Source organism: Micromonospora sp. WMMD956, from assembly GCF_029626125.1.
Lineage (GTDB): Bacteria > Actinomycetota > Actinomycetes > Mycobacteriales > Micromonosporaceae > Micromonospora > Micromonospora carbonacea.
On record NZ_JARUBI010000005.1, the window covers coordinates 4,028,680 to 4,041,535 of the forward strand.

7 protein-coding genes and 2 pseudogenes are annotated in these 12,856 nt (G+C 68.3%); 6 read left to right on the forward strand and 3 right to left on the reverse strand.

Annotated features, from left to right (window positions below; translation table 11 throughout):
* The first annotated feature begins 309 nt into the window (after positions 1-309).
* The 6 genes and pseudogenes from O7628_RS18555 to O7628_RS18580 all read left to right on the forward strand — a co-directional run bounded on the left by O7628_RS18555 (position 310) and on the right by O7628_RS18580 (position 5,764).
* A complete protein-coding gene (locus tag O7628_RS18555) occupies positions 310-1,197 on the forward strand; it encodes a replication-relaxation family protein (protein ID WP_278132263.1) in 888 nt (295 codons plus the stop codon).
* 387 nt (positions 1,198-1,584) lie between these two features.
* Complete coding sequence (locus O7628_RS18560; RefSeq protein ID WP_278132265.1) at positions 1,585-2,478, forward strand: DUF2637 domain-containing protein; 894 nt, start codon at positions 1,585-1,587, stop codon at positions 2,476-2,478.
* A 99-nt stretch (positions 2,479-2,577) separates the two neighbouring features.
* Positions 2,578-3,411, forward strand: a pseudogene (locus tag O7628_RS18565) (IS5 family transposase).
* The gene (locus O7628_RS18570; protein WP_278127552.1) at positions 3,408-3,827 is read left to right on the forward strand and encodes a hypothetical protein; all 420 of its coding nucleotides are present in this window, start codon (positions 3,408-3,410) and stop codon (positions 3,825-3,827) included. Before O7628_RS18565 ends, O7628_RS18570 begins: the two are co-directional and overlap by 4 nt.
* Before the next feature lie 129 nt (positions 3,828-3,956).
* Positions 3,957-4,292, forward strand: a pseudogene (locus O7628_RS18575) (hypothetical protein); the annotation flags it as partial.
* Positions 4,289-5,764, forward strand: a complete 1,476-nt coding sequence (locus tag O7628_RS18580; protein ID WP_278132268.1) for a site-specific integrase — start codon at positions 4,289-4,291, stop codon at positions 5,762-5,764. The pseudogene O7628_RS18575 and the gene O7628_RS18580, both read left to right, overlap by 4 nt.
* Before the next feature lie 69 nt (positions 5,765-5,833).
* On the opposite strand, the gene O7628_RS18585 is transcribed toward O7628_RS18580, so the two are convergent.
* The 3 genes from O7628_RS18585 to O7628_RS18595 are packed head-to-tail and all read right to left on the reverse strand — an operon-like array spanning position 5,834 to position 12,852.
* Entirely contained in the window at positions 5,834-8,398 is a 2,565-nt protein-coding gene (locus O7628_RS18585) for a DUF3962 domain-containing protein (RefSeq protein WP_278132270.1), read from the reverse strand.
* Positions 8,399-11,743, reverse strand: coding sequence for a transposase (locus tag O7628_RS18590; RefSeq protein WP_278132272.1), 3,345 nt, complete (start codon positions 11,741-11,743; stop codon positions 8,399-8,401).
* Complete coding sequence (locus O7628_RS18595; protein WP_132405812.1) at positions 11,740-12,852, reverse strand: HU-CCDC81 and SPOR domain-containing protein; 1,113 nt, start codon at positions 12,850-12,852, stop codon at positions 11,740-11,742. The genes O7628_RS18590 and O7628_RS18595 overlap by 4 nt, the downstream gene beginning before the upstream one ends.
* Between the last annotated feature and the right edge of the window lie 4 nt (positions 12,853-12,856).

Genomic DNA, 12,856 nt, shown 5'->3' on the forward strand with positions numbered 1-12,856 from the left:
CGGCGTCCCGACGTTCGATGTTTCCTCATCTTTCGATCAAGGAGTTGCTGTGTTCCTCGTGCATCTCGTCTCTGCGCTTCGGCTTGGTGGCGGTGACAGATTCCGTTTCGGTGCCTGTTGCGGGGTCCGGGTTGGCGTCGGTGTTGAGGTCAGTCTTCAACCGGACCCCGGAACGGACCCCTTGTTCTGTATCACATCGCAGGTCAGGCCGGCTGTCAGCGCTATCGGCTTGTCCTGCGACAGACCCTGCCTGGTCTCGGGTCCCTCCCCCTGGGGCTGGCATCCGCACCGGGAAGGAGGTGATGACCGGTGGATGACCCGGTCCTTCGGGTCCAGTCCCAACTGACCGCCCGTGACCGTGTGCTGCTGGGCTGGCTTTACGACCACGGTGTGTTGGCGTCGTTCCAGATCGCGCAGGCCCTGTTTCCGTCTCTGGATTTCTGTCAGCGGCGGTTGCGAACGTTGTACCGGTTGCGGTTGGTGGCGCGGTTCCGCCCGCAGCGCGCGGACGGTGACTCGTACCCGTACCACTACGTGATCGATCAGCTCGGCGCGGAGGTCGTCGCCGCTGGTCGTGATGAGCGTCCGCCCCGTCGTGATCATGCCCGGGTGGAGCGGCGCCGTTGGACGTCCAGTCGCACCTTGGAGCACCGCCTCGGGGTGAACGGCTTCTTCACCGGCCTCGCCGGTTACGCCCGCACTCATCCGGATGTGCGGTTGGGGGAGTGGTTGTCGGAGGCGGCGTGCCGGCGGTCGGGGGTGTTCACCCGGCTGGGGGATCCGGCTCTGGTGCGCGCGTATCAGCCCCGGGTGCGTCCGGACGGCTACGGCCTGTGGATGGTGCGGGGTGGTCGGGTGCCGTTCTTCGTGGAGTACGACACCGGTGGTGAGCCGCTGTCGGTGTTGATCGGGAAGCTGGTCGGTTACCGGGAGTGGTTCGCCGTGTTGGGGCGGGTGTGGCCGGTGTTGTTCTGGCTGCATTCCGCCGCCCGGGAACGCAACCTGCGCCGGATGTGGGCCGAGACGCCGCCGCTGGTGCCGGTGGCTACCGGTGCCCGCGACCACGCCATCACGGCGGGCCTGGGCCCGGCTGAGGCGGTGTGGGCGGTGGCCGGCGACGGCGGACAGCGGTCCATGCTGGCTGACTTGTCGGCCTGGGTCCTCGACGACCGTGACCCGACCGGGGAGGCGGCATGAGCGACATCGCTTCACCGGACCCCTTCATTGTGCGGTCGGCATGTGCGACGGCGACGGCGACGGGGTCGTTCTGTCACTGGGCTGTCAGCGTCTCATCGGAGGCTGCTGACAGCCCGGTGACAGCATCGGGCAGCCCTGACAGCGAGCGGACGGAGGTCTCGTCCCGGCCTCCGCGTGGCCGGTCCGCGGACCGGCCCCGGACCGAGCCATCCACGCCTCTGGTCCGGTACGCGGGGACCGTCCGTCCGTTGGTCCGGTCCGCAGGCGCGGGTGGACGGGGCGTGGTGGTGGTCCGGCCGGGGGAGGTGGTCGGCCACGACCGCACCCGGTGACTCGGACGTCGGTCCGGGACGGAGTCCGGCAGAGAAAGCTGTCCAGGTCGTGATCATGTTGGCGATTGGTGGGGCGGCGGGTGCGGCCAGTTTCACCCATGTCCACAACGTGGCCGCTGCTCACGGTCAGCCGGGGTGGTTGGCGTGGGCGGACGCGATCGTGCTGGAGCTGATGTCCATCGCTTCCGGCCTGGAACTACGCCGCCGCAAACGAGCCCAAGTCTCAACAGCATTCCCGGCCACGGTGTTGGCCTGCGCGGTGACGTTGTCGCTCGCGGCGCAGGTCGTGGAGGCCGAGCCGTCACCGATCGGCTGGACCGCCGCGGCCGTGCCCGCGCTCGGCTTCCTGGTCATGGTCAAGATCGCCCTCGGCTACACCAACACCCCACCCGAACCCACACCAGCCGGAATGGACCCGTCCACCGCCCGACCAGGGGGCCAGCCCACCGCCACCGCAAGCCAGGTTCCGTCGGACCGCAGCGAAGACCGGTCCGCCCCTACCGCCGACCGGCGTCTGCCCGCCCGGACCGTCCCCGACACCCGCAACGGCCACCCGCGTACCGGACCGGACCACTCCCGGACCGACAGCCCGGTCCGCCGGCACCGGCCGTCCCGGCGCGGACCGTCCACCCACCCCACCGACACCGATGCCCTGCTCCTGGTCGCCAGGCGCGCCCAGGAGGACCTCGCCGTCGAGGGCCGGCCGCTGACCCGCGCCGCCCTGGCCACCGCGCTGCGCGCCACCGGTCACACCGTGTCCAACACCCGCGCGTCCCAGCTACTGAAGATCCTCAAAGCCGACCAGGCCCCACCAGCCCCCACCACCGGCCAGCAGACTCCCGAACCCGCCGACCGCAGCACCCCGCCGACAGCACCGGAACCCGCCACGCCTACCACCTCGCGTACCTCTGCACCGCTTCCACCGCAGTCAGGAGACCCCAACCTGTGAGAGGGTGGTTCGGTAGCTTTCGTCCAATATGGGTTTGGGCTGGCATGTGAATGTGAGCCGTGGTCGTAACCGGTAGGTCCGGCCGGCGTTGGGCTGATCATGGGTGAGCGTGCGGCGTATCCGAGTGACCTGACCGATGAGCAGTGGGCGGTGGTGGGTCCGTTCCTGCAGGCGTGGAAGGACCGGCATCCGTCGGTGTCGGGGCATCAGGGTCGCTACGAGCTGCGGGAGATCGTGAATTCGATCTTCTACCAGAACCGGACGGGTTGTCAGTGGGCGTACCTGCCGCACGATCTGCCGCCGAAGTCCGCGACGTATTACTACTTCGCCCAGTGGCGTGACGACGGCACTGACCAGGTGATTCATGATCTGCTGCGGTGTCAGGCGCGGGAGAAGGCCGGCCGTCGGGAGGATCCGACCGCGGTGGTGCTGGACACTCAGTCGATTCGGGCGGCCAACCACGTCCCGGCGGCGACGACCGGCAAGGACGCGGCGAAGAAGGTGCCGGGCCGTAAGCGGGGCCTGGCGGTGGACGCGCTGGGGTTGATCATCGCGGTGGTGGTCACCGCGGCGTCGGTCACCGACAATGCGATCGGTGTGAGGCTGCTGGACAACGTCCTCGCGCACACGCCGACGGTGACCAAGGCGTGGGTCGATGCCGGGTTCAAAGACGACGTGCAGATCCACGGCGCGGTCCGAGGTATCGATGTCGAGTAGGTCCTGCGGTCCGACACGACGGCCGGGTTCGTGCCGGTGAAGCGCCGGTGGGTGGTGGAGCAGACCAACGGCACGTTGATGCTGCACCGCCGTCTGGTCCGCGAGTACGAGAGCCGACCCGCCTCCGCGGTGTCACGCACCTGGTGGGCCTCGACGGCGAACCTCATCCGCCGGTTGACCGGCACCGCCACCACGTCCTGGCGCGACCAACGGTGACGCAGCCGACGCTGCTGGCCCTGCTCACCGAACGCGAGAACGCCGCCGGCCTGGCCGTCGAGCGGCTCCGCGCCCAGATCGCTTCCCTCGACGAGCAGCTCACCGCGGCCGAGACCGAGGTCGCCGAACTCGCCATCACCCGCAAGACGCTCCTGAGCCTGGGCGGCCCACTCGATCCGGCGGCACCTGCTGACCCGACCGTCGCCAGCCCCGCCTACCAACAGATCCTCGCCGTGTTCCACGGCGCCAACGCACCGATGCGCGCCAAGGACATCTGCCAGGCCCTCGCCGCCGGCACCACCGCGAAGGACACCGAGAATCTCCGCGCGAAGCTCAAACGCCTCGTCGCCCGCCAGATCCTCACCGAACCCGAGGCCGGACTGTTCACCCTGGCCCCGCCGACGGCGTCCGCGTAACCCCCACCACCAGGGCCGCTAACGAACCGTCAAACCCGCATCGGACAAAGCCTCCCGAACCACCCTCTGAACGCCCACACCACTCCAGACCCCCACACCCAACCGGCCGGCCACCACACGCCTACCAACGAGCCGTGGACCGTCGAGCGGATCCGCGCGCTCGGTGCCGCCACCACCCTGCCCACCGCCGCAGCGGTACTCGGTATCAGCCGGTCCCAGGCCTACCGCCTCGCCGCCACCGACACCTTCCCCACGCCACTGATCCGCGCCGGGACCCGCATCATCGTCCCCGTCGCCGGCCTCATCCGACTCCTCCTCCTCGACCAGCCTGCCCCGGATCCCGACGGCGGTCGGCGACTTGATCCCGTGACGGTGTCGAGCGTGGATGCATCGACCGCGCCACCAGCGGACTACACCCGCCACCGCTGGCGGCACCACGTCGAGCACCCAGGAGACGACCAGTGAAAGGCTCCACGTTCAAACGCTGCGGCTGCCGCGACACCGCGACGGGTCGGCGGCTGGGACGCTCCTGCCCTGATCTGCGTCGGCCTGGCGGCGGTTGGTCCCGTAACCACGGACAGTGGCACTGGCAGATCGACCTACCCGCCCGCGCCAACGGCACCCGCCGCACACTGCGCCACGGCCCCTACCCCACCCAAACCGACGCCGATACCATCCTCGATCGCATCCGCGCCGCCCTCGCCGTCCCCGACCCCACCGACCCCCACGTCATGGTCAAAACTGGCGACCTCGTCGAAACCGCCGTCAAGACCGGCGCACCCGTCCCCACCCCCGACCAGGTCCGCCGGACCCTGCACCTCGACATCACCCCCACCGAGCTCCCCACCATGGCCGTATATCTCACCGACTGGCTCGCCGGCCGCCAGAGCATCAAGAAGGGCACCGTCCGCTCCTACGAAGGGCACATCCGCCTACACCTCATCCCGCACCTCGGGCACCTGCGCATCGACCGGCTCCGCCCCGGTCACATCGACGCCATGTACGAGGCCATCGCCGAACGCAACACCACCATCACCACCCTGCGCGCCAGCCGCAACCAGGCCAAACGCGACCAGGTCAAGAACCAGCGGGTCGTCGGACCGAGGACGATGCACCTCATCCACGCCACCCTCCGCAAGGCCCTCAACGACGCGATACGCCGCCACCGCTACCTCGACATCAACCCCGCCCTCCTGGTCGAGCTACCCGCCGCCCGAGCACCCAAGCCCACCGTGTGGACCGACCAACGCGTCAAGACCTGGCGTGACACGGGCAAGACCCCGAGTCCGGTCATGATTTGGACCCCCGAACACACCGGCAGATTCCTCGACCACACCCAAGCCGCGAACGACCGGCTCTACGCCCTCTACCACCTCATCACCTTCACCGGCCTCCGCCGAGGCGAAGCCTGCGGCCTGCACTGGGACGACCTCGACCTCGACGCCAAAACTCTCACCGTTCGCTGGCAACTCGTCCAACACGGCTGGGCCACCGCCATCGACACCCCCAAGACCACCGATAGTGAAGCTGCCGTCGCCCTCGATGTCGAAACTGTCGCGGTACTGCGTGCCCATCGCGCCCGGCACCACCGCGAACGCCTCGCCGCCGGAGCAGCCTGGACCGGGACAGGCTTGGTGTTTACTAACCCGACCGGCGGGCGGCTGCACCCTGCCGATGTCACCGACCACTTCCACCACCTCGCCACCCAAGCCGGGCTACCACCCATCCGGCTTCACGACCTCCGCCACGGCGCCGCCACCATGGGCCTCGCCGCCGGCGTCCAGATGAAAGTCATTTCCAACCGACTCCGCCACTCCAGCCCACACTTCACCGCCAAGTTCTACGGCGACGTCCTCCCCGAACTCTCACACGCCGCCGCAGAAGCAACAGCGGCTGTGGTACCGCGACAGCGGGGTGGCGGAGCGCGGTCGGCATAGTAGGACAGTTCGAGCGGCACATGCTCCGGCGTGGCCTCCCCACCCAGAGGGCCAGGGAGGCCACGCCGCCTACTCGTCCCCGATAACCTCCTGCGCATCGAGACCAGTGATCTTTGTCGGCAGAAGGTACTGCTCGATCTGTTCCGCGAGGTGAAGTGGCCACGGCAGGATAGTGGTGTTCCGCACGTACGGTGCGGCGTCCCGTAGGTCGTGAGCCAGCGCCGCCCAGTGCTCGGGCTGGTCGCCGTCCTGGATCCCCGCCACAAGTAGCTCGATGAACTGCGGGTTCCATACTTGGGCCTTCGGTTTCGGGGCCGTGAGCTTGCCGTTGTGCTCGCCGGGGATCAGCTTCGAGACGCCCTTCAATGCGCCGGAGTGTGTGCTGGGCTTGCCCGTGGTGCTGCCGTACACCCGATGGACCAGGAAGCGCCACAGACCCTTGGGCTGGCCTGTCTCGTCATCAGTGATGCCGTAGCACTCCGGTGTCTCGCCGCCTTCAACGGTGCGAACGCGCACATGACGTAGGCCCGGTAGCTTGCTGACCGGCTGAGGGTCGCCGGCACCGAAGCCGAGGTTGTCGAGCTGGATGCGGCCGTTGGTGAGGGTGGTCCAGACGCCGCGCAGGTTCTGCGCATGGGTGAGCAGCAGCGTGTCGGGGAATGCGCCGGTGGCCTCGTCGATGACGTCCTTGGCAAACCGGACCACGTCGTCGGGACCGCATTTGAGGTCCACGTTGACATACCGTCTACCGATTTCCAGTAGCCCGGTGTGTAGAGGCTGCCAGGGCACCTTGGGCGCACGAACCTGTACATGCTGACCGGTGGGATCGATGAGTACGGCGACGGGTACCTGTCGCCCGAGCCCCCAGACGCGCCCCTTGTTCTGACGAATCATCCAGATGGCCAGGAGGGCAGGCTGCCGGAGAAGCGTGTTCCGCGCGGGTTCAGGAAGCGGCTCGGGGCGTACGCCGAGCTGCCGGAAGAGTTCATCGACGGCTGCGGCGAACCGTTCGCGGTTCGGGTCGGACGACTCCTTGCGTGGGGGGCGCTTGTGCTCGGCGACCGGGGTGACGAACTGGCTGAGTCGTCCCGTCCGCAACAGGCCGTGCCGGATCGCGAACTTGGGGTCGTCGCCGCGCCGCCGGCCCTCGTAGGCGTCGGGGCCGGCGATCTCGACCAGGGCGACTGTCGGGTTGGCCGCCCGACCGAGCGCGTCGGCGATGTGCACGATCCGGGCCTCCACCGCAGCCTGAGGGCGTCGTCCCACCCGGTCAAGGTCGGCGCGGATCGTCGGTGCCGCTAGCCGACGGACCCCGACGGTCACCCCGCCCAGGTCGATGAGCGTCTCCGTCTCGCCAAGCTGTTCAGCACGGGGCATCGGGACACCGAGACGGGTGGTGAGTCGGTCGAGGGCGTACTGCGTGGCCTGGTCATCGGTGAGCAGCTCGATGTCCAGGCGTGGCCCGACGATCTCACTGAGATAGGCGGCCGAAACCGGGCTCTGGCTGATGCCACCAAGCCCTTTGTACACGGTGCACCTCTCGCGTGGCAGCGGCGCGGCCGGGCGGAGGCACGGGCTGAGCTCGCCGACGACCCAGTCCATCAGCGGCTGGCGGTCGGCAACCGATAGCCCGGCGCTGACCTTCTCAGCTGAGAGCATTCCGGTGCTGTACACCAGCGCAGCTGCGTCGCCGTGACGCTGCAGGTAGTCCAGTGGCTTGTCGACAAGCTGCTGCGGGTCGGGCAGCCGGTCGAGACAGCCGACTTCCTTCAATACGCTCGCTACGGCGTCGTCCCAGCGTGGCTCATAACCGTTCGAGCCGTTCTTCTCCGTCACCTTGACTCGCTTGATCCGCGCCGTGCCGAAGTGACGAGAGTTCTCTAGGCCGGCCAGGTACGGCACGGTCGGGGCCAGATACACCGAGTGGCCATGGTCGAGAGCGAGCTTGCCCCGTACGGGCATCCAGCGCCGTACGCCGTATGACAGATAGACGAGTAGCTCGTCGCTGGTGGGCAGGGTCTGCGCGGTAATGCCGATCTTGACCGAGAAGGGGGTTTGGTCCTCGATCCGCTCCGGAGGCCAGGACATGACTTCTGAACCTTCGGCGCTTGGGCAGCGCAGGAACCGCAACTCGTTATGCGGGCAGGTCGTGTCCGGGCGGGACAACGTTGCCGCGATCTCCATTGGGAGCAGGCGCATGGCTCGCTGCCGTTCGTCGGGCGCGGTCAGGTTGAGGTGAACCGGCGACCAGCTGAGGTCCCTCGCGTGCAGCTGCGACAGGGCCAGGGCGATCTGCTCCGGCGTGCCCTTCTGCGCGCGCGCCCACGCCGCGACCAGGTTGAAGATCGCTGCCGGTTTGACCTCGCGGTATGCGAGCAGCCAGTCTTGGTCGTCGTCGCCACGTCCGGCGTACGGAAGCGTGACGACGCAGTCGGGAACGAGGGCGGTGATCGCGTCGTTGAGCGAGGCGATCGGGATGCTGGCGACCTCGCCGCCCCGCTGGGCCTGGGCGAGGCGACGCAGCGGCTCCTTCCAGCGGCCCGGAAACCGCATGAGGTGGTAGGTGCGTTCGATAGGGGTTGCGGGATCGAGACGCAGGACGGTGACAGCGAGGTTGTCGTAGCGGGGTGCCATTCAGCGGTCTCCCATATTGGTGAGTGCGCGGTACAGGGGCTGGTAGAGCGCCTGGACCAGATGCCGATCGGTGTGGACGCCGGTGGGTTCGAAGTACGGGGCGAGTACCTCGCGCATGCCGTGCAGCAGGCTGGTGCTGGCATCGTCGAGGTCGGTGTCGGTGTCGCTCCTGCGGGCAGTGACCGGTGCGAAGGCGGCATCGCAGAAGTAGACCCTCGCGGCTTGGCCGCCACGTAAAAGCCGGCCCACGACCTGCCAGATGGTGACGAGTTGGGTCCAGGCCACGCGTCTACGTTCGTCCGTGCCAAGTTGGCTGTAGGCGACCAGGGCGTGCAGCAACCGCCGCCACTGACGCTGCGCGGCTCGGCGTCGCCGGTTGCCGGCGCTTGCGAGTCGATCGTGTGCCAGAGAGTCGTCGTCGAGCGGATAGGGGCGTAGTTGTTCGAGGGCATACTGGTTAATCCGCTGGGTGACGTAGCTGAGGTCCTTCGGCCGTGGGTGCGGGCGTACCAGGAAGAACGCGGCACCGACGGCGGCCACGCCTTCGTTGTTGAGGATGTTGTGCCCCCGTTCGACGGCCAGAATGGGGGCGACCAGCAGCCACGCGTCGTCGGTGCCGAAGTCCGCGACGTCGCTGCGGCGCAGCAGATGGCCATCGTCCCAGCCGCTCTCCAGTTCGTCGTCGCCGACGAGGCATTGCACCTGCCCCTGCCAGGAGGACTTGCGTCGGAGCAGCTCGTTGGTGACGGTGCGGGCCTCGGCGTAGCTGCCGACCAGCAGCATGATCTTCTGTCGGCCCGGCGGCAGGGTGGCGCGTTCCCGTTCCAGGCGGTTGGGCTGACCGGGCCCCGCACCTGGCTGGGTCAGGGCCGCGACCATCTGTCGCAGGGCGCTTGCGCGTTCTGCCCCGTACCGGCCGGACACCCAGATCGGGGTACTCCGTTCGCCTTGGTGCTGGATGTCCAGGGTGAACGTGGTCTCGGAGATGGCGGCGAGTTTCTGCGGGGAGGGACGCAGGATCGCCTCGACCAGCACGTCGATGTGGTAGCGAGGCGAGGTGCCGGCCCAGCTTGTTCCGGACAACAGCAGTACGTTCGGGCCCCGTCCATCGGCGGGAAACAGGTCTGGCAGGCCGACCAGCAGGGCACGCCCTACGCCGGTGTAGCGGAAGAAGCGGAATTCGCCCAGCTGGCCGTCGCGGCGGTCGGGATCGTCCTCGACGTACTGGAAGCCCAGCACGTTTCCCATCGGGGACTCGGGTACCGCGACGGCGAGGTCGCTGGGCGGTCGGCGTACCTCCGCCGGAAGCGTGTCGAACATGTCGAGCTCTGCTGCGACTTCCGGCCAGATGGCGAGCATCAGGTTGAGCCGGTGCGCCATCACGGCCACGGCGACCGCCAACTCCAGCCGCCATACGTTGCGGTCGAGCTCCGCGGGTGTGATCTTCCTACCCTCGACCAGCTCTCGATCGCTGAGGTCGGTAAGCCACTGCCGGACGGCGTTCTCTCGTCTCTCCTCCTCGGTGTCGGATAGTTGCGCCTCGGCCAGGGTGGCCAAGCCTCCGGCTAACTCACCGGATGCTCCCGTCGGGTCGTCGATGAACGCGTTGAACTGCTCGCGCAGCAACGTGTAGAGCTCGTCGCTGTCCCAGCCAGGATCCGGTTTGCGGCCCTTCGCGGCGGTGTACCCGGCCCAGTCCTTGGCAAGGCTGTTGAACAGAGTCCAAGCCGTGAAGTAGTCGGGGTCGAGCCAGTTCAGCACCGGCTTGCCGGCGCGAATCCGGTCCCGCTGCAGCAACTGGTAGATGATGTCGGCTGCGGAGCGGGCCTGGTTCAGCGCCGTGATGAACCGGCGGATCTGTCGGGAGCTGACCGGCGCGCGACCCGTGGAGCGCAACTTCTCCGCCACCCGTGCCCCGATCTCGTCGATCCAGGCTTCTTGGCTCGGGCCGAGCAGCACCTGGGCGCTCGCGAACATCTCATCGAGGTTTGCCTGCACTTGGTCGGCCTCGTCGAACAGGATCAGGTCGCTGCGCCGCCACGCCGCTTCCAGGTACCGCATCTGCTCGTAGCTCAACGGTCCGGGCACAGTAGTGTGCACAAGGCTCCACGGCGTCGCGATCCACACGTTCGCCGTGACCAGCAGGCGCGCGGCCTCGTGCCGTTGGCATCGATACCACAGCGGGCAGGTGCGCCGAACTCCTTCACGCCAGCCATCAACCGGGGCGTCTGGGTCGGTCTCGATCAAATGCTGACAGGGCGCCTCGCGTACCTCGAGCGGTTTGGGTGCGCCTCGGACGGCATCGAGCGGGCACGCGGTGCTGACCAGGTCGAATCCGTACGGCTCGGGGGGTAGGAGCCGGCCAGGCGCCGGTGGCTGGAGCCGGTGCAACCGTTCCGCATGCCGGGTTCGGTTCTGCCCCATGACCGGTGCCGCCGCTACGCCGTCGTAGTAGGACAGCTCGTGTGCCGCACGTAGTGCTGCCGAGTTGTCGCCGACCACGATCGTCACCCGGAGGCCGTGTTGCGCTGCCCAGGTCGTCAGAATCGTCACGAGGGTGCTTTTGCCGACACTGACCATGCCGACCATGTGCAGAATCCGGTCGATGCGAAGGGTCGTCGCGTCGCCGAAGGTATCGTCGGCCAACCGGATCTGCAGCGTGACATCCTGCAGGCGCTCCTCCCATCGATGAGGGGAGCGTCCGGCCTGCAGGTCAGCGGCGTCCATAGCCCGGGCGGTCTCCACCAACTCATGCCAGGTGACCTCGATCGGTGCCCGCGTCCGGACGGCCAGGTCATGCAGGGCCGGAGCCGGCGCGGGCGGAAGGTCGTCCGATACCGCCACGCCCTGCCCACGCGCCGTGGAACTCATGCGGTATCGGCCGGGTGCGGCGAACCGCACGCCGGTGGTGGCGAAGGGTAGGGGCTCGGTGAGTAGCTGCTCGTACCACTCCCACCTGTCAACCGCCACACTGCACTGCCGGCGCACCGGTCGGCCGAGCGGGTCCAAGCGGTAGCCCCGCACCGTCTCAGCGGCGGACAGGTAGGCCCGCAGCAACTCGTCCCACCCGTATGGGCGTTGGCTGGGCCACAGCAGGGCTCGTGCGTTGGCGAGCCGGACCGCCGCGTCGGCTGGCGGGTGCGGCACCGCGTCCCACAGCGCCCGGTAGCCGTCGAGCAGCGCGGGTACTCCGCTGGCGGCTTGACCGGTGGCGACCGCTTCCAGGAGATACAGGCACAGTTCGATGTCCATGAGCCGTGCGGGTGAAGGCTGATCGCCGGTCGGGTTGTAGTGGCCGCGGAGGGAGCGGGTGAAACGGTTACGGATGGTGTTGATCTGTCTCATGCCTGGGCCTCCACCCGCCGCTTCACGGCAGTGATGAACTCCGCCTCGGATACCGCCACGATCCGCTGGCCGGGCCGCACCTCGGGGCACGCTTTTCGCAGTCGTGCCACGTACCGCGGATGCGCCTTGACCTGCTCCCGGCCGATGACGACGTAGGCCCTTTCCACCTCCGACGGCACGGCGAACAGCCGCTCCCGTAGCCGCCGGGCCAGCCGTACCGGATTGCGCCAGGCCTTGACATCGGCGACCCAAGGCCGTTCCTCGAAGACTGAGATGTCGCACGCGTCGAAGTCCGGCCACACCGCGACCGGCACGCCGAGCTTTCCGATCGTGTCGGCGATGCGCAGCTCCGCACGACCCGGTGCGGTGATGAAGGTGCGCAGCTCACGTCGCAACCACCACACGCCCTCGCTGGCCGGGTGTTCCGCCCCGACCGTGCCGGGCGCCGGGCAGGTCTCGTCCTCGCAGAACCAGGTCCGGTCGTCATCCAGCGGCAGCCGGAGACCGCCGCAACCGCCACAGGTCCGGATTACTCCGTCCGCCATTGTCTCGGGCGGCGCTTCCATGTACGCCTGCCGTACCTCGTTGGCCAGCAGCGCCAGGTCAGGATGCGCCAGCCACGCGTCGAGCTCGATCGCCGCGATCGCCGGCTGTCGGATCAGGAGCTCACGGAACGCGACGTAGGACTGCGGTGCGTCGGCGGCCCGCGCCTTGTCCATCACCGCCCGCAGCAGCGCGTTCTCACGGATCTCACCTTCGACATCACCGCGGAGGCTGCCTAACTCCTCGCACGCCGCCGTCGGGCGACCGTAGATCAGCAGCGACTCGTCCGGGTCGACGTCCGCACCGGCCAGGTCGATCCTCCAGTCACCGAACGGCTCCTGTGCAAGCTGGAGGAGCTCCATCACGCTGGCCGGCGCGGTCGCGTCCTGATGCCAGGCGAGCAGGGTCAGCCGATCCAACGCGAGCTGCAGGTTCGCCGGGTACGGCAGCCGGAACGTGTCACCCGACGCGGTCTGCTGGGCGTACTCGAGGATTCCGCTGGCGAGCTGCGCAACCGCGATCTGCGGGTCGGGCAACCATGATGGTGCGGTGGGCGAACCGGTCATTCAT

Excerpts from the sequence above, each read along its gene's own strand:
- O7628_RS18560 (WP_278132265.1), top strand. The coding sequence starts at position 1,585 with ATGTTGGCGATTGGTGGGGCGGCGGGTGCGGCCAGTTTCACCCATGTC.
- O7628_RS18595 (WP_132405812.1), bottom strand. The coding sequence starts at position 12,852 with ATGACCGGTTCGCCCACCGCACCATCATGGTTGCCCGACCCGCAGATC.
- O7628_RS18590 (WP_278132272.1), bottom strand. The coding sequence starts at position 11,743 with ATGAGACAGATCAACACCATCCGTAACCGTTTCACCCGCTCCCTCCGC.
- O7628_RS18585 (WP_278132270.1), bottom strand. The coding sequence starts at position 8,398 with ATGGCACCCCGCTACGACAACCTCGCTGTCACCGTCCTGCGTCTCGAT.